19 protein-coding genes and 2 pseudogenes are annotated in these 20,830 nt (G+C 66.2%); 10 read left to right on the top strand and 11 right to left on the bottom strand.

Annotated elements, in window-relative coordinates; translation table 11 throughout:
* Positions 1-107: 107 nt before the first annotated feature.
* Positions 108-803 (top strand): 3-oxoacid CoA-transferase subunit A, encoded by a 696-nt coding sequence (locus RAM80_RS29350; protein WP_416423872.1) that lies wholly within the window; start codon positions 108-110, stop codon positions 801-803.
* Between the two features lie 8 nt (positions 804-811).
* Entirely contained in the window at positions 812-1,450 is a 639-nt protein-coding gene (locus RAM80_RS29345) for a 3-oxoacid CoA-transferase subunit B (RefSeq protein ID WP_416423871.1), read from the top strand.
* Positions 1,451-1,486: 36 nt separating this feature from the next.
* Here the strand turns inward: RAM80_RS29345 and RAM80_RS29340 are convergent, their stop codons facing one another.
* The 3 genes from RAM80_RS29340 to RAM80_RS29330 all read right to left on the bottom strand — a co-directional run bounded on the left by RAM80_RS29340 (position 1,487) and on the right by RAM80_RS29330 (position 3,006).
* The gene (locus tag RAM80_RS29340) at positions 1,487-1,888 is read right to left on the bottom strand and encodes a DUF1801 domain-containing protein (protein ID WP_416423870.1); all 402 of its coding nucleotides are present in this window, start codon (positions 1,886-1,888) and stop codon (positions 1,487-1,489) included.
* Between the two features lie 113 nt (positions 1,889-2,001).
* Positions 2,002-2,244 (bottom strand): type II toxin-antitoxin system MqsA family antitoxin, encoded by a 243-nt coding sequence (locus RAM80_RS29335; protein ID WP_416423869.1) that lies wholly within the window; start codon positions 2,242-2,244, stop codon positions 2,002-2,004.
* A gap of 117 nt (positions 2,245-2,361) precedes the next feature.
* Positions 2,362-3,006, bottom strand: a complete 645-nt coding sequence (locus RAM80_RS29330; RefSeq protein ID WP_416423868.1) for a TetR family transcriptional regulator — start codon at positions 3,004-3,006, stop codon at positions 2,362-2,364.
* 91 nt (positions 3,007-3,097) lie between these two features.
* On the opposite strand from RAM80_RS29330, the gene RAM80_RS29325 reads away from it, so the two are divergent.
* Complete coding sequence (locus RAM80_RS29325) at positions 3,098-3,751, top strand: O-methyltransferase (RefSeq protein WP_416423867.1); 654 nt, start codon at positions 3,098-3,100, stop codon at positions 3,749-3,751.
* A gap of 473 nt (positions 3,752-4,224) precedes the next feature.
* On the opposite strand, the gene RAM80_RS29320 is transcribed toward RAM80_RS29325, so the two are convergent.
* The 3 genes from RAM80_RS29320 to RAM80_RS29310 all read right to left on the bottom strand — a co-directional run bounded on the left by RAM80_RS29320 (position 4,225) and on the right by RAM80_RS29310 (position 9,053).
* Positions 4,225-5,103, bottom strand: a complete 879-nt coding sequence (locus tag RAM80_RS29320) for a pirin family protein (protein ID WP_416423866.1) — start codon at positions 5,101-5,103, stop codon at positions 4,225-4,227.
* 100 nt (positions 5,104-5,203) lie between these two features.
* The gene (locus RAM80_RS29315; protein WP_416423865.1) at positions 5,204-7,627 is read right to left on the bottom strand and encodes a glucose/quinate/shikimate family membrane-bound PQQ-dependent dehydrogenase; all 2,424 of its coding nucleotides are present in this window, start codon (positions 7,625-7,627) and stop codon (positions 5,204-5,206) included.
* A gap of 388 nt (positions 7,628-8,015) precedes the next feature.
* On the bottom strand, positions 8,016-9,053 hold the full coding sequence (locus RAM80_RS29310; RefSeq protein ID WP_416423864.1) for a LacI family DNA-binding transcriptional regulator: 1,038 nt from the start codon (positions 9,051-9,053) through the stop codon (positions 8,016-8,018).
* 120 nt (positions 9,054-9,173) lie between these two features.
* Between RAM80_RS29310 and RAM80_RS29305 the strand changes: the two genes are divergently transcribed.
* Positions 9,174-10,076 carry a sugar phosphate isomerase/epimerase family protein gene (locus RAM80_RS29305; protein ID WP_416423863.1) on the top strand — a complete coding sequence of 301 codons (903 nt, stop codon included), beginning with the start codon at positions 9,174-9,176 and terminating at the stop codon, positions 10,074-10,076.
* 89 nt (positions 10,077-10,165) lie between these two features.
* Here the strand turns inward: RAM80_RS29305 and RAM80_RS29300 are convergent.
* The 3 genes and pseudogenes from RAM80_RS29300 to RAM80_RS29290 all read right to left on the bottom strand — a co-directional run.
* Positions 10,166-10,597: pseudogene (locus RAM80_RS29300) on the bottom strand (methyl-accepting chemotaxis protein); the annotation flags it as partial.
* 105 nt (positions 10,598-10,702) lie between these two features.
* Positions 10,703-11,389 (bottom strand): annotated as a pseudogene (locus tag RAM80_RS29295) (PAS domain-containing protein); the annotation flags it as partial.
* A 182-nt stretch (positions 11,390-11,571) separates the two neighbouring features.
* On the bottom strand, positions 11,572-12,081 hold the full coding sequence (locus RAM80_RS29290; RefSeq protein WP_416423862.1) for a thioredoxin family protein: 510 nt from the start codon (positions 12,079-12,081) through the stop codon (positions 11,572-11,574).
* Between the two features lie 94 nt (positions 12,082-12,175).
* Here RAM80_RS29290 and RAM80_RS29285 point away from each other — a divergent pair, with 94 nt between their 5' ends.
* From RAM80_RS29285 to RAM80_RS29270, 4 genes are all read left to right on the top strand, one after another.
* Entirely contained in the window at positions 12,176-13,015 is an 840-nt protein-coding gene (locus RAM80_RS29285; protein WP_416423861.1) for a LysR family transcriptional regulator, read from the top strand.
* 193 nt (positions 13,016-13,208) lie between these two features.
* Positions 13,209-14,408, top strand: a complete 1,200-nt coding sequence (locus RAM80_RS29280; protein WP_416423860.1) for an MFS transporter — start codon at positions 13,209-13,211, stop codon at positions 14,406-14,408.
* 92 nt (positions 14,409-14,500) lie between these two features.
* A complete protein-coding gene (locus RAM80_RS29275; RefSeq protein WP_416423859.1) occupies positions 14,501-15,127 on the top strand; it encodes a hypothetical protein in 627 nt (208 codons plus the stop codon).
* Complete coding sequence (locus RAM80_RS29270; RefSeq protein WP_416423858.1) at positions 15,127-16,323, top strand: hypothetical protein; 1,197 nt, start codon at positions 15,127-15,129, stop codon at positions 16,321-16,323. Before RAM80_RS29275 ends, RAM80_RS29270 begins: the two co-directional genes overlap by 1 nt.
* Positions 16,324-16,356: 33 nt before the next feature.
* Here the strand turns inward: RAM80_RS29270 and RAM80_RS29265 are convergent, their stop codons facing one another.
* Positions 16,357-17,247: a LysR substrate-binding domain-containing protein gene (locus RAM80_RS29265; protein WP_416423857.1), complete on the bottom strand. Its 891-nt coding sequence runs from the start codon at positions 17,245-17,247 to the stop codon at positions 16,357-16,359.
* Positions 17,248-17,351: 104 nt separating this feature from the next.
* Here RAM80_RS29265 and RAM80_RS29260 point away from each other — a divergent pair, with 104 nt between their 5' ends.
* Both RAM80_RS29260 and RAM80_RS29255 read left to right on the top strand, forming a co-directional pair.
* A complete protein-coding gene (locus tag RAM80_RS29260; RefSeq protein ID WP_416423856.1) occupies positions 17,352-18,674 on the top strand; it encodes an MFS transporter in 1,323 nt (440 codons plus the stop codon).
* Positions 18,675-18,705: 31 nt separating this feature from the next.
* Positions 18,706-19,980 (top strand): glucarate dehydratase family protein, encoded by a 1,275-nt coding sequence (locus RAM80_RS29255; protein WP_416423855.1) that lies wholly within the window; start codon positions 18,706-18,708, stop codon positions 19,978-19,980.
* On the opposite strand, the gene RAM80_RS29250 is transcribed toward RAM80_RS29255, so the two are convergent.
* Complete coding sequence (locus tag RAM80_RS29250; protein WP_416423854.1) at positions 19,977-20,660, bottom strand: GNAT family N-acetyltransferase; 684 nt, start codon at positions 20,658-20,660, stop codon at positions 19,977-19,979. The two genes, RAM80_RS29255 and RAM80_RS29250, sit on opposite strands and share 4 nt — an antisense overlap.
* Between the last annotated feature and the right edge of the window lie 170 nt (positions 20,661-20,830).

Below are 20,830 nucleotides of genomic sequence, written 5' to 3'. Positions count from 1 at the left end.
GTCGCTGCCGACAGCGCTTCGGCTAAATTGATAACAAGAAGACGTGGCCATTGCCCGTGGCCCGTGCCTTGACTCATTCACACTCCAGGAAAAACCAGGAGCTCGCTTTGATCAATAAAACGTTTGAGTCCGTCGCTGCCGCGGTGGAAGGGATTGCCGACGGTTCGGTCATCATGGTGGGTGGCTTCGGCACCGCCGGCATGCCTTCGGAGCTGGTCGATGGCGTGATCGCCACCGGTGCCCGCGACCTGACCATCATCAGCAACAACGCCGGCAACGGCGAGGTTGGCCTGGCCGCGCTGCTGAAAGCCGGCTGCGTGCGCAAGGTGATCTGTTCGTTCCCGCGCCAGTCCGACTCTTATGTGTTCGACGAGCTGTACCGCGCCGGCAAGGTCGAGCTGGAAGTGGTACCCCAGGGTAACCTGGCCGAGCGCATCCGCGCCGCAGGCTCAGGCATCGGTGCATTCTTCTCGCCAACCGGCTACGGCACCCTGCTGGCCGAGGGCAAGGAAACCCGCGTCATCGACGGCCGCAACTACGTGCTGGAAATGCCGCTGCACGCCGACATCGCGCTGATCAAAGCCTACAAGGGCGACCGCTGGGGCAACCTGGTGTACCGCAAGGCCGCGCGCAACTTCGGCCCGATCATGGCCATGGCCGCCAAGACCGCCATCGCGCAGGTCAATGAAATCGTCGAACTGGGTGAACTGGACCCTGAGCACATCATCACGCCGGGCATCTTCGTCCAGCGCGTGGTCGCCGTGCCGACCTACCCTGTTTCTTCGACCGCCAAAGCCGTTTGAGGCCCGCCATGACCCTGAAAAAACTCTCGCGTAACGAAATGGCCCAACGCGTGGCCGAAGACATCAAAGAAGGCGCCTACGTCAACCTGGGCATCGGCGTGCCGACCCTGGTGGCCAACTACCTGGGCGACAAGGAAGTGTTCCTGCACAGCGAGAACGGCGTGCTGGGCATGGGCCCAAGCCCGGCCGAAGGCGAAGAGGACGACGACCTGATCAACGCCGGCAAGCAGCACGTGACCCTGCTGACTGGCGGCGCCTTCTTCCACCACGCCGACTCGTTCTCGATGATGCGCGGCGGCCACATCGACATCGCCGTGCTGGGCGCCTTCCAGGTGTCGGTCAAGGGCGACCTGGCCAACTGGCACACTGGCGCCGAGGGTTCGATCCCGGCCGTGGGCGGCGCCATGGACCTGGCCACCGGCGCACGCGAAGTGTTCGTGATGATGGACCACCTGACCAAGACCGGCGAAAGCAAGCTGGTGCCCGAGTGCACCTACCCGCTGACCGGCATTGGTTGCGTGAGCCGCATCTACACCGACCTGGCCATTCTGGACGTCACCAGCGACGGCCTGAAAGTGCGCGAGATCGTCGCGGACATCAGCTTTGAAGAGCTGGAGAAGCTGAGCGGCGTGCCGCTGATCAAGTAAGCGAAAACCCTCGTAGCCGCTGCCGCCAGGCTGCGGCTACGAGCGTTTGGAGCGCCTGCTCTGCTGATTCAAGGCCACCGCCGCGCGAATCAACGCCCTGAACGCCTCCTCATCCACAGCCTCCCCCTCGCGCAGGTCAATCGCCCGCCGCACATTGCCGTCCAGGCTGGCATTGAACAACCCCGCCGGATCCTCCAGCGCCGCGCCCTTGGCGAACGTCAGCTTCACCGCCTGCTTGTACGTCTCCCCGGTGCACAGAATGCCGTCGTGCTCCCACACCGGCACGCCTCGCCATTTCCAGGTTTCTTCCACCTGCGGATCCGCCGCCTTGATCAACGCCCGCACTTGGGCCAGGGTTGCGCCGCGCCAGTCGGCGAGGTCGTGGATACGGGCGTCGATGAGGCTTGAGGGGCTGGGGGTGTCGGCAGCGTCGGTCATGCGGGGGCTCCGATACGAACATGCCTATGAGCATAGTTTGTAGACGCGGCCAAGCTGGATTGGCCACGTTGAGGCAATGCAGGAAAATTCGGGGGCAGGAGCTGGCTTGCCAGCTAGCTTATGGGCCCCGAAAAGCTCGCTGGCAAGCCAGCTCCCACAAGGGTATCGAATTTTCGGAACGCCAGCATCGACTCGCTGACTCTTTGTGATTCCTGCGCCCCCAGTATTATTTCTTCACACCGCGCGCAGCGCTCAGCATGGACAGCGACGATATAGGTCGTCTTGCCCTTATAGGTATAGGGTAGGTCGAAGATGCCGGAGACCAGCTCTGTATGGCTACAGATAGGGCACTTCATGGTCAACGCTCCTTGAACGAGGCGCCCGACAGTAACCTGATAGTCCGCTTGGGCAATAGTCCGGTATTGTCAGTTTTCGTTGCAACAGACACTACGACTACGGGTCGGCGCCTGCATTCACCCCGTAGGGTCCGAGCCTCCCAACCCCATCAAATACGCACAGAACATATCCCCCATCGCCTTTGCATACGCCTCGATCTGCGCCGAGGTACGCGGGGTTTCGGAAAACCGTTTGCCCACCCCGCTCAAGGTCGCGAGCAGCAACTCCCCGGCCAGCCTACGCGCGGCGTCGTCGGCCTGGGGCAGCACCTCCAGCAGGAAGCGCTGGAACGCGCCCTCGCCCGCCGCCCTCGCCGCCTGGGCTTCGGGTGCGTCGCGGTACAGCGGGGCGGCGTCGTCCAGGGCCACGCGCATGGCGGCTTCTTCGCATTCGGACTGGATGAACGCGTGCACCAACTGCCGCAGGCGCTGCAAGGGCGGCGTGGCGGCGTCGGCGAGTATGGCGCTGAGCAGGTCGCTGGTCTGGCGCCATTCCTCGCTTTGCAGGCGGAACAAAATCGCGGCCTTGTTGGGGAAGTACTGGTACAGCGAGCCGATGCTCACGCCGGCCTTCTCCGCCACCCGCGCGGTGGTGAAACGCTGGGCACCTTCCTTGGCCAAAACCTGAGTGGCGGCCTGGAGAATGACCGCCACCAGCTCGGTGGAACGGGCCTGGCGCGGCTGTTTGCGCTGTGAAATCGGGGGTGCGGGGCGTTCGCTCATGGGGGTTCGGGAATGCGAATAGAAAATGTGATGGATTGATCGCATTCTAGACCCATACCCACACCGCTGCACACTCACCCTGGAGAATGTGATGAATACTCTGACTTGCGCGCCCCTCGCCGCTCTGCTGGAGCGCCTGTTCGACGAGGCCGAAGCCTACCACCCGGACATGTCGCAGCTGCCAGCCAAGCAGCTGGCGCAGCTGATGCAAAGCAAGACCGGTTACCGCGAGCTGTACAGCCGCCTCAAGGACTTCGCCCTGCCCGTGTCACGCGCCACCGGCAAGCTGCTGTACCTGCTGGCGCGCAGCAGCCAGGCGACGACCATCGTCGAGTTCGGCACCTCGTTCGGGCTGTCTACCCTGCACCTGGCCGCAGCCCTGCGGGACAACGGCGGCGGCCGGCTGATCACCAGCGAGTTCGAAGCGTCCAAGGTCGCCATCGCCCGGCAGAATCTGAGCGCCGGCGGGCTGCTGGACCTGGTGGAAATCCGCGAAGGCGATGCCCTGCAGACCTTGAGCCGCGACCTGCCTGCGCAGATCGACCTGGTGCTGCTGGACGGCGCCAAGGCGCTGTACCCGGAGATCCTGGCACTGCTGGAAAGCCGCTTGAAGCCCGGCGCGCTGATCGTCGCCGACAACGCCGACCACAGCCCCGAGTACCTGGCAAAGGTGCGCTCCACGGCCAGCGGCTACCTGTCGCTGCCGTTCGCCGAGGACGTGGAGCTGTCGATGCGCGCCCTATAGCAGCGGCGGGGCGGCCATCCGCCGCAGGCCGCGTCCGAACACACCGCGCATCCCCAGGCACACCGCGCCGTTGCCGGACGCAGCCTTCGGCAGCTGCTACGCGGGTTTGTTGTAGCCGCTGCCGAAGGCTGCGCTGGCCCTTCCCCACGCTGAAAATCTTCAGTGCACGCCGGGACCAGTGCAGCCTCGCGGCAGCTGCTACGCCAACTCCCTTGTAGCAGCGGCCGCAGGCCGCGTCCCAGACGCTGCGCAGGGGCTGGCGCACCGTGCCATCCTGTGGGAGCTGGCTTGCCAGCGAGCTGTTGGGGCCATAAAAGCTCGCTGGCAAGCCAGCTCCCACAAGACAGTTGCTGCTACGCGAATGCGTAACCGCTTGGATCGCGTGGCCTGCCTCGCGGCCAAGGCCGGCTCCTACCACGAACGCTGTAGGAGCCGACTTTAGTCGCGATGCAGACGGCGCCATTTCAAGACAGTTACTGCCCCACCTCCAGCAGCTTGCCATCGCCATTGAACTTGCCCGCCTGGTAATCACGGATGGCCTGCTCGATCTCGCCACGGGTGTTCATCACGAACGGCCCGTGGGCCACCACCGGTTCGTCGATCGGGTCGGCGTGGCCGAACACCAGCACGGCGTCGCTGCTGGCGTCGATGGCCAGGGTGTCGCCGTCGGCGTTCAGGCTGACCAGGTGCCACGGCTTCACCGGCGTGCCGCCGATGTTCACCTGGCCGCTGACCACGTACAGGAACACGCTGCGCGTGGCCGGGGCTGGCAATTGCACCTGGGCGCCCGCCTGCAGGCGCAGGGTGCTCATGAACACGCCGGTCAGCGACGGGATCGGCCCCTGGGTGCCCTGGAACTGGCCGGCAATCAGGTTGAGCACGCCCTTGCCGTCGGCCACCGGCAGCGCCGGGATGCCATCGGCCTGCACGCCGGTGTAGCGCGGCGCGGTCATTTTCAACTTCGACGGCAGGTTCACCCACAGCTGCAGGATCTCCAGCGGGCCGCCGCTCTGCTTGAAGCTGGGTGGCGACACTTCGGCGTGGATCAGGCCGCTGCCAGCGGTCATCCACTGCACGCCGCCAGCCTCGATCACGCTTTCGTGGCCGCCGGTGTCGTAGTGCGCCAGGTTGCCGGTGAGGATAAAGGTCACGGTCTCGAAACCGCGGTGCGGGTGCGGGCCGAACGGCAAGCCGTTGTTGTTCGGTGCGTACACCTGCGGGCCGTGGTGGTTGAGGAACAGGAACGGGTCGACCTGTTCCAGGCCCGGGCCGGGCAATGGCCGGCGGGTAATCAGGTCGGCGATGTCATCCCGGTAGGCCGGGTGGCTCGCAGCGACGGTGCGGCTGGTCATGGGTGCGCCTCGCGGTAAAAATCAAATGGTACGCCAGTGGCCACGCATAAAAAAACCCGCTGCCACCCTGGGGGCGACAGCGGGCTTTCACGCGAAGGTCTTACTTGCTGTCAGGCAGCGCGTAAGCGATCACGTAGTCGCCACGGTCGGTCGACTGGCGAGCACCACCGGCGGTGATGACCACGTACTGCTTGCCGGTTTTCGGCGAAACGTAGGTCATCGGGCCGCCCTGGCTGCCGACTGGCAGGCGGGCTTTCCAGGCTTCTTCACCGTTGGCGGTGTTGAACGCACGCAGGTAGAAGTCCTGGGTACCGGCGATGAACACCAGGCCACCTTGGGTGGACAGGGTGCCGCCCAGGGTTGGCATGCCGATTGGCAGTTGCAGGTGCATGCGGATGCCCATCGGGCCAGTGTCCTGCACGGTGCCGACCGGCACTTGCCATGCAATCTTCTGGGTCTTCATGTCAACGGCGGTCAGGGTACCGAACGGCGGTGCCTGGCAAGGGATGCCGGCTACCGACAGGAAGCGGTTCTTGTTCACGGCGTATGGGGTGCCTTTCAGCGGTACAGCGCCCATGCCGGTGTTCAGTGCTTCACCACCCGAGGAGGCCTTGGCGTCTTTCTGTTGCGGCACCATCTGGCTCCACAGGCCCAGACGCATGTCGTTCAGGAAGATGAAACCGTGTACCGGGTCAGTGGAGATGCTGCCCCAGTTCATGCCACCCAGCGAACCTGGGAAGCTCAGCGACACGTCGCTGCCCGGTGCGGTGTACAGGCCGTCGTAGCGCATTTTCTTGAAGGCGATACGGCACAGCATCTGGTCGAACGGCGTGGCACCCCACATGTCCGATTCGGTCAGGGTCTGCGCGCCGATCTGCGGCATGCCAACCGATTTAGGCTGGGTAGGCGAGTACGGCTCGTTCGGGATGTTCGACGGCTTGACCGGTACTTCTTTCACTTCGGTCAGCGGCTGACCGGTGTGGCGGTCCAGCACGTAGATCTGGCCGGCCTTGGTACCAATCACCACGGCAGGGACCTTGGTGCCGTCAGGCTTGGCAAAGTCGATCAGGCTAGGCTGCATCGGCAGGTCGAAGTCCCACAGGTCGTTGTGGACGGTCTGGTAGACCCACTTCTCTTCGCCGGTGGTGGCGTTCAAGGCCAGTACCGAGGCACCGTACTTGTGGTCCAGCTTGGTACGTTCAACACCGTAGATGTCGGTGGACGAGCTGCCCATCGGCAGGAACACGGTGTTCATGGCCGGGTCGTAGGACATCGGCGCCCAGCTGTTCGGGGTGCTGCGCACGTAGGTCTTGCCAGCTTCCGGCGCTTGCTTGTCTTGCGGGTTGCCCGGGTCGAACGCCCAGCGCATCTTGCCGGTGACCACGTCGAAACCACGGATCACGCCGCCAGGCATGTCGGTCTGGACGTTGTCGGCTACACGGCCGCCCACTACTACGGTGGTACCGGCCATCAGCGGTGCCGAGGACAGTTGGTAGTAGGAGTCAGGCACGTCGCCCAGGCCGGCTTTCAGGTCGACTTGACCGTTGTTGCCGAAGTCCTTGCAGTACTCGCCGGTGTCGGCGTCAACTGCGATCAGGCGGGCGTCGATGGTGTTGGTCAGCAGGCGACGCTGGCACATGGCACCTGGGGCCACCGAAACGGCGGCGGCTGGGGTGCTGCCATCGGTAGGCGCGGCGACAGCGGCGGTGGCGTCGAAGTACGCCAGGCCACGGCAGCGCTGCCAGACCTTGCTCTGGGCGTGGTTGTCACGCTTCCACAGCTCTTTGCCGGTGTCGGCGTCCAGGGCGATGATGTTGTTGTGCGGGGTGCAGATGAACACCTTGTCGCCAACCTGCAGCGGGGTATCCTGGTCTTCGGCACCGTTGCCGTCGCTGACGGCCACGTCACCGGTGTGGTAGGTCCACACGGGTACCAGCTTGGAAACGTTGCTGCGGTTGATCTGGTCCAGCGCGGCGAAGCGGCCACCACCTTCATCGTTACCGTAGTGTTTCCAGTCTTTCTGGGCGTGAGCCGGGTCAACCTTGGTCAGGCCTGGGCCGTCGCCGGTCGGGGACACCGAGTCATGCGGGATGAACATGCCATAGGCACCGGCCACCACGCCGACAGCCAGCAGGCCACCCAGCGCGTAGCCACCCTTGCCACCGGCCAGGCCATTGGCCTTGCGCAGGGTCGGGTAGACCAGTGCTACCACCAGGCTGAGGACAGCCAGGGCGAACAGGCGCGACACCTGAGGCCAGAACACAAAGCCGGCATCGGCGATGGCCCAGATGACGCTGGCCACCATTACAACGGCGAACAGCCAGGCACCGGCCAGGCGCTGCTTGAACAACAGGACGGAGGAAACCAGCATGCCGACGCCGGCCAGTACGAAGTACCAGCTACCGCCAACGGACGCGAGGTAACCACCCAGCCCGATGTAGAGAAGTGCAAAAACCAGCACGCCCAGACCGGCGACCCATGCGGGCCAGCGGCTGACGTTTGCCGAAGTTCGAGTGTTAGTCATGTACATGATCCTACTGACGCATGAACGTTGCGGGGAAGTTTTAAGAGTAGTGGAGGCCTCGGCTTTTGGAAGCCAAAGCCTTGACAATGTTCACCGTGGGGCTTGCAAGGTCTGCGCACCGCCCTGGGCGATGCGACTCGCCAGCTTGGGTCGGTGACCACTTAAACGCAATTAACTAATCAGTTAGTTACTGAATGTAAGCATACCAAAAAATCACGTCCCTGCGACAAGTTGTCATTTGATCGGGGGAGAAACACTGTTGTTTGGATGGTAACAATGGGGCGCCACGCCCCGTAGCAGCGGCCCCAGGCCGCGTCCGCGAACGCCACGGTTTTCCAGGTGCACCGCGTAATGGCGGGACGCGGCCTGGGGCCGCTGCTACGGGTTGTCATAAGCTTTCGCGGACGTCTACTTGCAGGGGCACGATGACTGTCTGGCCGGCTACCGGCTGCGCCAGCGCCGCCACGGCGCGTTCGGCCAGCGCTGCCACCGGCTGCGACAGCACCGCGTGCAGCAGGCCCTCGGCTGCCGCGTCGCGGGTCAAGGCCGTGACCTCGTGGCACACCACGATGGGCAAGCGCGCGCCCCGCGCCTTGAGCTCGCGCAACGCCCGCACCACCCCGGCAATGCCGCCGCCGGCCACGTACAGCCCGGCCAGGTCCGGCGTGCCCATCAACAGGTCCAGGGTGTTGCCGTAGGCGAAGCCGTCGTCTTCCAGGGTCAGCCGCGCGGCCAGCAGCTCCCACTCCGGGGAGTGCTCGGCCAGGTAGCTGCGAAAACTCAGTTCGCACAGCTCCTGGCACTGGAAGCTCTGGCTGCTCAGCACCACCGCCACCGGCCCCGGCTGCCTGGCCAGCTGCGAGACGAACCAGCCAGCGGTGCGGCCCATGCGCCGGTTGTCGACGCCGACGTAACCGGCGCCCGCCACCGCCGACAGCGCCGACACCAGCGCCACCACCGCCACGCCGCTGTCGCCCAGGCGCGCCACGGCCGCGCGGATCAGCGGGTGATCCACGGCCACCACGCCCAAGCCGTCCACCTGCCCGCGCAGGGCCAGGATGCGCTCGGCGACCTTGGCCGGGTCCAGTTCATCCAGGTAAGCAATCACCACGCGAACGCGGGCATGGGCGTAGTTGACGGCGGCTGCAGACAGCGCCTGGGCCAGCCCCTGGTAGAACGCGACGCCGCTCTTGTGCAGCAGAAAACCCAGGCGCACCGTGGGCCGGTGGGTCAGCAGGCGCTGCTCGATCACCGCCTTGGCATGGAAGCCAACCTTGTTCGCCGCCTCGGCAATGCGCTGGGCGGTGTCGGCGCGCACATCAGCGCGCAGGTTCAGCACCCGGTCGACGGTGGACAGGCTGACCCCGGCTTCACGGGCCACGTCGGCCATGGTCGGACGCCGGGAGTGCTGGGTTCGCTCTGACATGTCTTGACACCTCCTGCCCGCATCATGAGAGGTTCTGACACATTAAGCCAGCGGCTCATGGCGCCCCGCGCCTGGCCCGCCTAGCATCAGCCCGGAGAATAAAAACAATGGAGCGCCGCCATGAAAATCGCCCTGGACCCGTATATGCACCGCCACCTGAGCCTGCCAGCGCTGTGCCGCAAGAGCGCCGAGCTGGGCTTCGAGTACCTGGAGCTGTCGCCCCGCGACGACTTCCTGCCCTGGTGGGTGCACCCGCGCGCGCACAAGGAGCGCATCGCCGAGTTCAAGCAGGCCCTGCGCGACCACAACGTGCAACTGGCCTCCCTGCTGCCCATGTACCGCTGGGCCAGCCCCCACGAAGACGAGCGCCGCATGGCGGTTGAACACTGGAAGCGCGCCATCGAGGTGGCGGTGGAGATGGGCTGCCAGACCATGAACTCCGAGTTCGGCCGCGGCCCCTCGCCCGACCGCGGCCACAGCGTCAGTTGCTGCGGTGGCGTGCACAGCCACGAGTCCAGCGAGGCGGCGTGGTGGCGGTCGATGGAGGAACTGGTGCCGATCCTGGAGCGCGAGGGCATCACCCTCAACGTCGAGCCGCACCCCGAGGACTGGTGCGAGACCCTCAACCCGGCGCTGGACATCATCAAGACCGTGGGCTCGGCCAACGTCAGGTTCCTGTACTGCGCGCCGCACACCTTCCACTTCGGCGACGACATGGCCGGCATGATTGGCCAGGCCGGCACGCTGATCAACCACGTGCACATCGCCGACACCTACAACCACAAGGCGTCGTCAGGGCTGCGCTACATCATCAACCCGCCGGGGGCGAAGGTGACGGTGCACCAGCACATGGACATGCACCAGGGCGAGATCGACTGGGACGTGTTCTTCGGCGAGCTGGCGCGCACCGGGTTCGACGGCATCGTCACCGCCTGCGTGTTTGGCTGGGAGGAGCGCGCGGACGACTCCGGGCGCTTCATGCGCCAGGAGATCCAGCGGTACGTGGATAAATACTTCCGTTAAGTCATGAGCAGTGTGGGAGCTGGCTTGCCAGCGAGCTTTTCAGGCCTTGACAGCTCGCTGGCAAGCCAGCTCCCACAACAACGCGTGCATCAACTCAACTGGTGCGCGAACCGCCCTACTGCGTCCACCACCTTGCGCGCGCCTTCCTGGATTTCGACGATCACCTCACCAGCCTGGCTGGCCAGTTGCACGCCCTGCTCGGCCTGCTGCTTGCTGTGGGCCATCTCGCGCACGGTGCCTTCCACCAGGGTCTGGTTCTGCTGCACCACGGCGGCGATTTCCTCGGTGGCGGTACTGGTGCGCCCGGCCAACTGCCGCACTTCATCGGCCACCACCGCGAAGCCCCGGCCCTGCTCCCCGGCCCGCGCTGCCTCGATGGCAGCGTTGAGGGCCAGCAGGTTGGTCTGCTGGGCGATGCTGCTGATGGTCTGGATGATCGAGCTGATCAACAGCGACTGCTTGCCCAGGGCCTCGACACCGGTGGACGCCGACTGCATGTCATCGGCCAGTTTGCGCATGGTCTGCACGGTGTCGTTGACCACCACGGCGCCGCGCTGGGCGGTGACGTCGGTCTGCTGGGAGATGCCGTAGGCGGTGTGGGCGGCGGCGTTCACTTCCTCCTCGCGCGCCACCTGGTCGCTGACCACGGTGGCAAATTTCACCACCTTGCACAGCTTGCCCTCGGGGTCGTACACCGGGTTGTAGGTGGCTTCCAGCCACACCGGGTGGCCGTGGGCGTCGACACGCTTGAAGCGCCCGGCGACGAACTCGCCACGGTTGAGAGTGGCCCAGAATTCTGCGTACCGGGGCGAGTTGGTCTCCTCGCTGGTGCAGAACTGCCGGTGGTGCTGGCCCTTGACCTGGGCCAGGGTGTAGCCCATGGCGCGCAGGAACTGGTCGTTGGCCGACAGCACGTTGCCCTTGAGGTCGAACTCGATCACCGCCGTGGAACGCAGCAACGCGTCGATAAAGGACGTGCTTTCAGCGGCCTTCTCGATGTTGGCGGTGATGTTGTTGGCGAAGCAGCGGATGTGGGTCAGGGTGCCGCTGGCGTCCTTGATCGGCTGCCAGTGCGCGCGTATCCACACCAGCACGCCGTCGGCACGCAGGAAGCGGTAGTCATCGGTGATGGAGCGGGCCGAGCCGATGGCGGCCATCAGGCTGTGGTAGCACGGCAGCTTGGACACGTAGCTGGGCACGATCTCGGCCATGGGCCGCCCCACCAGTTGCGCCACCGAATAGCCCAGCGCCTTGGCGAACCCCTCGTTGCAGCCGTCGATGCGCATCTGCGGGTCGAGGCTCAGCGTCAGCATTTCCCGTTGCAAGCCGTCGACGAGCTGACGCAGCTCATCGAGTTCGGCCGATTGTTCAGCGAGCTGCTTTTTTATTTGGGTGTTGAACATGAGCCGATGACCTCCTTGTGGTAAGGAGAGTATCGGCGAGGTTTTTCGGGGGATAAGCACCGTTCGGCGGCTTTTATCCCCCGCCCGCCGGGCTATGCGGCGAGTTCGGCGCTTTCCAGCAGCGCCAGCACGTCGGTGAGGGTGGCTTCCAGGCACTGGCCGGCCTTGTAGGCGGCCAACACCGCTTCGCCGCCGTCGATCACCGCCTGGGGTCGCTCGATGAATAGACCGATCTGTTCAAAATCAGCGCTCAACACCACCACCAGCGGAATGGAGACCTTCTCCAAGCCCAGGCGCTCGCGCAACGCCTGCTCGGCGCGGGCCTTGGTGATGATGCCCAGGCGCACGCGAGGCTGCACGCGGCACAGGTAGTCCAGCGCCGCCAGGTTCAGCTGGCAGTCCGGGCACCACATCTCGCCGGCGGCCAGCAGGTGGTAGGTGCCTTTCAAGGAAGCCAGGCGCTGCAGGGTCGCCTCGCTGATGCCGACGGTGTCCAGCGCCTGGCGGGCCTGGGCGACGGTGGCACGTTCGGCGGGCAGGCCGCTGGCGGCGAAGGCGTCGAAGCCCTGGCCGATGGGGAAGAGTTCCGAGTACGGGGTCATGGGACCGGTTTTCCTGATGCTGCAAATTGCCCCAGTGTACGGCAGCGGCGCCGTTTTGGCCTATCATCTGCCCTCGTTCATTGTGGAACCTGTCATGTTCGACTGGGAAGACCTGCGTTATTTCACCCTCTTCGCCAAGCTTGGCTCGCTGTCCGCCGCCGCGCGCCAGCTGCGCGTCGACCACGCCACCGTGGCCCGGCGCATCGCCGCGCTGGAGGCCGCGCTCAAGCTGAAACTGGTGGACCGCCGCCAGCGCGCCTACGTGCTGACCGAGGACGGCCAGCGCGTGAGCCAGTTCGGCGAGCAGATGACCCTGTCCTCGTTCGCCCTGGAACGTTTCGCCGGCGGCGAACAGGCCCAGGTGCAGGGCGAGGTGGTGGTGTCGTCGCCACCGGGCTTCGTCGGCAGCCTGATCGCCCCGCGCGTGGGCGAACTCACTCGCCGCCACCCGCTGCTGCAGCTGCGCCTGATCGGCGCCAAGGCCCGCGCCTCGCTGACCCGCCGCGAGGCCGACATCACCATCAGCCTGATGCGCCCCAGCGAGCCCACCCTGGTGGCCCGGCGCCTGGGCCAGATGGAGTTTCGCCTGTACGCCAGCCCCGACTACCTGGCGCGCACCCGCGACTACAGTTTTATTGGCTACGACGACAGCATGGACGGTTCGGCGCAGCAGAACTGGCTGCTGGAACAGGCCAACGGCCGGCCCATCACCCTGACCAGCAACGACCTGCGCCTGCAGGCCATCGCCGCGGCCGGCGGCGCCGGGGTAGTGTCGTTGCCAGCGTTCATGGCGGCCGAGCACCGCCTGGTGCTGGTGGACCCCGACGGACCGTGCCTGGTGCGGGAGATCTGGCTGGCGGTGCATGAAGACGTGCGCAACGCGGCGCCGATACGGGCGGTGATGGATTTCATCGTGGAGTGCGTGGGGGCCTGAAGCCCCGGACGCAGCCTGCGGCAGCTGCTACGCGGGCCGTAAAAACCGCGGCCCCTGTAGCAGCGGCCAAAGGCCGCGTCCCGACCCCCGCATGTGCATTTCTGCATAGCTCAGATGCGCAGGTAGGGAGTTCTACCAACCAGCACGCAGGACTAGCATCGCCCCCCTCGATTCACAGCACGGTACTCCCCCCATGTCCGCATGCCCCTCGGCCCTCACCGCCGCCCCGCCCACCACCAACGCCCCGCTGCTGCGCGCCGCCTGGGTGGTGACGGCGGTGTTCATCCTGTCCAGCGCCGCCACCCCGCTGTACGGCCACTGGCAGCAACAGCTGGGCTTCGGCGCCGGCACCCTGGCGACGATCTTCACCTGCTACATCCTTGGCCTGCTGGCCACCCTGCTGGTGGCCGGGCAGCTGTCCGATCACTTTGGCCGCAAGGCCTTGCTGCTGCCGGGCCTGGGCCTGGCGATGGGCGCAGCCGTGCTGTTCCAGCTCGCCGAGAGCGTCGCGGTGCTGATGCTGGCGCGGCTGCTGACCGGCGTGGCGGTGGGCATCATCGTCTCCGCCGGCATGGCCAATGTGGTCGACCAGGCCGCCGACAGCCACAAGCGCCAGGCCTCGCTGCTGGCCTCGGTGGCCATGGTCCTGGGCGCCGGCACCGGGCCGCTGCTGGCGGGCGTGCTGGCGCAGTACAGCGCGCACCCGGTGGCCATCGTCTTCAACCTGGAACTGGCCTTGCTGGCCCTGGCGCTGTGGGTGGTGCTGGCGCAGCCACGCCAGCCCCGTGCCACTTCCGCCTTGAAACTGCGGCTGCCCCGGGTGCCACGGGACAGCGTCGGCCATGTGCTGCGCGGCATTGCGTTCTTCGGCCCGGGCATCACCTGCACCTCTTTCGTGCTCAGCCTGGGCCCGGGGCTGTTCTCGGCGTTCGCCCACGTCAGCAGCCCGCTGATCGCCGGCGGCACCGCGTTCGCCATGTTCATGGTCGGTGTTGGCGTGCAGTTCGCGGTGCAGCGGCTGGCGGTGAAGCGCATTTTCCTGCTCAGCGGGCTGGCCACCGTGCTGTCCATGGCCACCCTGTGGCTGGCGGTGCACCAGGTCTCCATTCCCTGCCTGATCGTCGCCGCCCTGCTGGCCGGCGCCGGCCAGGGCCTGGGCCAGCTGGGCGGCCTGAGCCTGATCGCCCTGCACGTGCCGGCCAACCGCCGCGCCGAGGCCAACGGCGTGTTCAACATGGGCGGCTACGTGCCCGCCGGGGCCTTGCCGGTGGTGGCCGGGCACCTGATCGACCTGCACGGCATGGCCGTGGGCGTCAGTGTGCTGGCCGGGTTGATTGCGGCGCTGGCGCTGGCCGCCCTGCTGAGCCTGGGACGGACTGATCGGCCAAGATGAAACATGGCGCGGTGCTATCGCTGCCGCCAGGGCGCTCGGGTATTCTGCGGAACCGCTGCCCCAGCGGCAGGCTCGATCAGGATGGGTGTTGAATGGATGCACCGCGCAAAGCGAACCCCGCCACCCCGGCGCAACTGGCCGCCGGGCGTGTCATTGCATGCTCGATCGCGGCCAGCGTGGCGGTCTCCGCTGCCTTGGCGGCTTTCAGCCTGTTGGCCCCCTACTCCCTTTCGCCCACTGGCAGCGCACCACCCACCACCCTGGGCGCTGCCGAGCGGCAAGCCCGTGAATCCGCATTCAACGCCAGCCTGCCCCTGCCGTTGCAACAGGTAGACAAGGCCGATATACCCAAGGCGGCCGCCACCCTGCACCTGCCCAAGGGCACGCACTTGTCGGTGTGGACCAGCGCCACGCCTGCCCCGCCCGCCGACACTCACGCCGCGCCGCGCCTGGCCTGGGTCAGCCTGTGGGACTCGGACCGCGACAATGGCGACGTGGTACGGCTGTTCAGCGCCGGCTATGGGCGCACCTTGTCACTGACGCGCCAGCCGCAGACCTTCGCCATTCCCGTGGCCAGCGACGGCCAGGTTGTCCTGTACGGCGTGCGCGAAGGCCCCGGCGGCGGCATCACCCTGGGGTTCGGCTCGGGGCCCCAGCACGTGCTGCTGCCCGTGATGGCGGTCAATCAACGGCTGTCCTTTACCGTCAAGGTGCAATGATGCGCGCATTCCGTGAGTGGGCTCTCTCCCTGGCCCCTGTCGCCGCGTTGGCGACGGCACTGATGTTTGCCCTGCCGCTGTGGCTGAAGCTGCCTGGCGTCGATCCCACGCTGCAACGCCTCGGCGTGGCCATGGCCGGCGTGGTGCATCGCGGCGCCTGGTTGCTGCTGGGGCTGGTACGGGCGGGCTGGTTGCTGACCTTCGTCGGCATCTTCCATGAGCGCCAGCGCCGCCGGCAGGCGTGGCCCGCCGATGGCCACTGGCTGGTCAGCCTGTTGAATCGTTTTACCGGCACCCCAACGGCGCCCCCGGTGGCCTCGCTGTGGGCCCGCGCGCCCTGGTGGCGGGCCAGCGTGCTGGGCACGCTGGCGCTGACCGCGCTGTTCATCACCTTCGGGCCACTGTACCGGCCGCAAGCGGTAATGAACCTGCCACCCATGGCGGAGGTAGTGACCTATACCCCGCCGGGTGGCAGCACCGCCGCCCCCGGCAACATGGCTATTTTCACCACGGCCGAGCCGCCGGTCGTCGCTATGCCCTCGACGCGGCCGTTCACCAACAGCTTCGCCATGGACGGCTTCGAGCTGCCCCTGCCACCCGGCCAGTGGCTCACGCTGGCTGGCGGCGACGCCCGTGAGGGCAACGCCGTGGGCAAGCACTACCTGCTGGGGCAAATCGAACACGGGAGGCTGATGGCCGCCGTGCAGGTGACCAGCCTGCGCAACCGCACGCAACTACTGAGCTTTCACGGCAAGGGCTGCGACGCCTTGCACGGCCCCTCCGTCTATTCCCAGGAACTGGAGCCAGCCTCCTCGGCAGACCACCAGAGCTGCTGGCGCCTGAGCCACGTGTTCACCCCACCGCTGCAGCACTGGCACGACGCTGCCGTGCCCATGAGCATGCTGATGCGCACCGGCGCCGCCACCCTTGCTGCCAGCCACGTGGGCTACGCCCAGGACTACGTGCAAGTGGAGTTCATCAGGGCCGAGCCCTGGGGGCTGCTGGAGGCCAGCTACTGGTTCAACCCGGAGCGCGAGGGCATTGCGTCCGACCCGGCCGAACTGCCAGGCAATTCGAACTGGCGCGCAAGCAACGTCTCGCGTTATCCCGAGAAACTGGCTTTTATCGACGGGCTGAAACAATGGGGCGGGATCTTCCGCGAGCGCTTCGACCGGGCCTTCGACGCAGGCAAATGACAGGTGCGGGGCCAGCGGCTACGGGGGGCGTGACTACGTGATGGTGGCGTTGCGAATACCCTCCAGCAGCATCGCGAACGCCGGGTTGTCGTTGTCCTCGCGCCAGATCAGGTGCAGCTCGCTCTGTACCCCCTCCCCCAGGTCGATGTCGCGGAACACCACGTTCTTGAACACCACGCTGGTGGCGCAGCGCGGCACCAGCGCCAGGCCCAGGCCGGCGTTCACCAGCGCCAGGATGGTCAGTGACGAGCCCAGCCACTGCACGTAGTCGGGGGCCACCCGCGCCGAACGCAACATGCCGGTAAGCAGTTCGTTGAACGGCGGGTAGGCGGCGTGGGAGTACATCAGGAACGGCTGGCCATCCAGGTCGCTGACCTTGACCTCTTCGCTCGACGCCAGCGCATGGCCGCGCGGCACCGCCAGCACGAAGGGTTCGCGCACCAGGCATTCGGTGGCGTAGCCCGGTTCCAGCAACGGCGCGCGGGCGATGCCCAGGTCGATGCGCCGGGCGCGCAACGCCTCGTGCTGGGTGTAGGTGTTCATCTCTGCCAGGTCGATTTTGACGTGGGGCTGCTTCAGCCGCGCCTCGGCGATCACCTTGGGCAAAAACTCGTACACGGCGCTGCCGACGAAGCTGATGGCCACCGCGCCAATGTCGCCCTCGGCAAACCGCCGCGCCGCCACCGCCGCCTGCTGGGCGCGCTCCAGCAGGTTCTGCGCCTCGACGAAAAACGCCCGCCCCGCCGCCGTCAGCGCCACGCTGCGGGTGCTGCGGGTGAACAGTTCGACGCCCAGGTGGTGCTCCAGCAGCTGGATCTGCCGGCTCAACGGCGGCTGGGTCATGTTCAGGCGCTCGGCGGCGCGGCGGAAATTCAGCTCGGTGGCGACGGTGGTGAAGCAGCGCAGCTGGGTCAGCTCAAACATTGATTCAATCCAGGTATCAATCAAGTGCCAGGTTAGATTAGACGGGAACAATGCACCCGTCCATCATCGGCCTGTCCCCACAAAAACAATACCGGGAGTCGCCCTTGAAAACCCAAAACCCCAGTGTGCTGGAACAGGCCGCCGCCAAGGTCAAGCGCCATGTGCTGCCGCTGTTCGTGGTGATGTTCATCGTCAACTACATCGACCGCGTCAACATCGGTTTCGTGCGCAGCCACATGGAAGCCGACCTGGGCATCGGCGCGGCTGCCTACGGCCTGGGCGCCGGGCTGTTCTTCATCGGCTACGCCCTGTTCGAGGTGCCGTCGAACATCCTGCTGCAGCGCTTCGGCGCCCGCGCCTGGCTTACCCGCATCATGTTTACCTGGGGCGCCGCTGCAATGGCCATGGCCTTCGTGCGCGGCGAAACCAGCTTTTACGTGCTGCGCTTCGTGCTGGGCGCTGCCGAAGCCGGGTTCTTCCCCGGCATCATCTACTACTTCACCCAATGGCTGCCGGCCGCCGAACGCGGCAAGGCCATGGCGGTGTTCCTCAGCGGTTCGGCGATTGCCTCGGTGATCTCCGGGCCGGTGTCCGGCGCGCTGCTGAGCATCAATGCCCTTAGCCTGCACGCCTGGCAGTGGATGTTCCTGATCGAGGGCGGCGCCTCGCTGGTGCTGTGCGGTTTCGTGTGGTTCTGGCTGCAGTCGCACCCACGGGAGGCGCGCTGGCTGAACGCGGCAGAAAAGCAGGCGCTGGAAAGCTGCCTGGCCGAGGAACAGCGGGCCCGTGAAGCCCAGCACGTGGTCAAGCCGTCGATGTTCAAGCTGTTGGCCGACCGGCAGATCGCGCTGTTCTGCTTCATCTACTTCTCCATCGCCCTGACCATCTACGGCGCCACCTTCTGGCTGCCGAGCATGATCAAGAAAATGGGCAACCTGGCGGACTTCGAAGTGGGCCTGTTCAATTCGGTGCCCTGGCTGATCTCCATCGTCGCCATGTACGGCTTCGCCGCCGTGGCCGCGAAGTGGAAGCACCAGCAGGCCTGGGTGGCCGTGACGTTAGTGGTAGCGGCGCTGGGCATGTTCATGTCCACGGTCGGCGGGCCGGTGTTCGCCTTCGTCTCCATCTGCTTCGCCGCCATCGGCTTCAAGGCTGCCTCGGCGCTGTTCTGGCCCATTCCCCAGGGCTACCTGGACGCGCGCATCGCCGCCGCAGTGATCGCCCTGATCAATTCCATCGGCAACCTGGGCGGCTTCGTCGCGCCGGCCACCTTCGGCTTTCTTGAACAGACCACCGGCAGCATCGAGGGCGGCCTGTATGGCCTGGCCGCCACCTCGCTGGTGGCTGCGGTGGTGATCTTCTTCGCCCGCAGCACCCCGGCCCCGCGCGCGCCCAAGCCACGCAAGGCCACGGTTGCCATCGCCTAATTCGTCGAGCCTGCCTTCAGGAGCATTACTTTTGAAAATCAAGCGCGTCACCGTCACCCCCATCGCCTTCCGCGACCCGCCGCTGCTCAACGCCAGCGGCATCCACGAACCCTTCGCCCTGCGCTCGATCATCGAGATCGAGAGCGACAACGGCTACATCGGCCTGGGGGAAAGCTACGGCGACGCCCCGGCGCTGGCCATCCAGCAGCATCTGCAGAGCCAACTGATCGGCCTGGACCCGTTCAACCTCAACCGCCTGCGGCAGATCGTCGAGGCCACGGTGGCGGCCAACCGCACCAGCTCCCTGGCCGGCGCCGAACTGGCGCCCGGCTCCCATGCCAGCAAGGCAGTGAGCAACGCCTATTCGGCTTTCGAGGTGGCCTGCCTCGACCTGCAGGCACACTCCCTCAACGTGCCGTTGGTGGACCTGCTGGGCGGCGCCCTGCGCGACAAGGTGCCGTTCAGCGCCTACCTGTTCTTCAAATACGCCCAGCACATCGACTCACCCTACAGGCCCGACAACTGGGGCGAGGCGCTGAACGAAGAACAGATCGTCGCCCAGGCCGCGCGGATGATCGAGGCCTATGGTTTCAAGAGCATCAAGCTCAAGGCCGGCACCCTGCCGCCCGAGCACGAGGTGGCCTGCATCAAGGCACTGAAAAAGGCCTTCCCCGGCTACCCGTTGCGCATCGACCCCAACGGCAACTGGTCGCTGGAGACCGCCATCCGCATGGCCGAGCTGCTGGGCGACGACCTGCAATATTACGAAGACCCCTGCCCCGGCCTGGACGGCATGAGCGCGCTGCACAAGCGCACCGGCCTGCCGCTGGCGACCAACATGGTGGTCACCGATTTCGACGAGTTCCGCCGCAGCGTGGCGCTGAACAGCGTGCAGATCGTGCTCGCCGACCACCACTATTGGGGCGGCCTGCGTGACACCCAGACGCTGGCGAAGATGTGCCAGGTGTTCGGCCTGGGCGTGTCCATGCACTCCAACTCGCACCTGGGCATCAGCCTGATGGCCATGGCCCACGTGGCCGCGGCCGTCCCCAACCTGGACTACGCCTGCGACACCCACTACCCCTGGCAGGAGCCGGACGAGGAAGTGATCAAGGGCGGCAAGCTGCCCATCGTCGACGGCTGCGTGAGCATCAGCCGCGCCCCTGGCCTGGGCCTGGAGCTGGACCACGACCAGCTGGGCAAGCTGCACGACCAGTACCTGAGCTGCGGCATCCGCCAGCGCGACGACGTGCGCCAGATGCAGCGCTACAAGCCCGACTGGAAGACGGTGAAGCCGCGTTTCTAAAGGCCCAGGTGCACCTTGACGAACGCCTGCGCCTCGCGCGCCAGGGCGTCAAGGTGCCGGTCGCGCTGCTTCTCGGCGTTGACCATGGCGGGCTCGCCATGTTGCTTCAACAGGTAGGCATGAATCTGCCGCACCTCCACCGAGCGGTAGATGGGCGCGGTGTCCAGCACCGGCGTCAGCCCTTGGGAGGCGTGGTCGCGGGTGTTCATCAACACCTGCGAGCCGCGCGTGCCGATCACCTGGAACCCCAGCGCCTGCCCGCACGCCACCTGGCTCACCACGCAGCCCAGCTCCGCATGGGGGTAGCGCGCCAGCACCTTCTGCACCATGGCCCTGGCAATGCCCTGGCGCCGATGCCCGTCCTTCACTGCCAGGAACAACAGCGAACACGCCTCGGCGTCGCCGCTCAGCGGCAGGTACAGGGCAAAGCCCAGCAGCTGCGACGGGTCCTCGTCATCCAGCGCCGCCACCACCTCCACCGCAAAACCGCGCGAACCGTCCATGGCCTGCAGGTACTGATACACCTCATAACCCACGCCGTACTGGTACAGCGGGTACAGCGCATTACCGGCCGGCAGCGCCACCTGGCTGATGGCGGTGAGGTTGTCGATCACCAGCTGCTGGATCTGCGCCTGGAACGACTCGGGGGGTGGGGTTTGGAACAGGGTGATACTGGGCATTGAAGGCAGCTGCTCTGGTTGGAGGTGAGGCATTGTACCGTAGCAGCTGCCGTGAGGCTGCGTCCAAGGCCCCAGGATTTGCGGCGCCTGGGACGCGGCCTCGCGGCCGCTGCTACGCAAGTGCCGCGCGCGATGCCCCGTAGCAGCTGCCGCCAGGCTGCGTCCCTACC

Origin of the sequence: Pseudomonas sp. App30, assembly GCF_047947025.1 — a bacterium.
GTDB lineage: Bacteria > Pseudomonadota > Gammaproteobacteria > Pseudomonadales > Pseudomonadaceae > Aquipseudomonas.
Note: the sequence above shows the minus strand (reverse complement) of the source record. Positions and strands in the feature narration are given on the sequence as shown.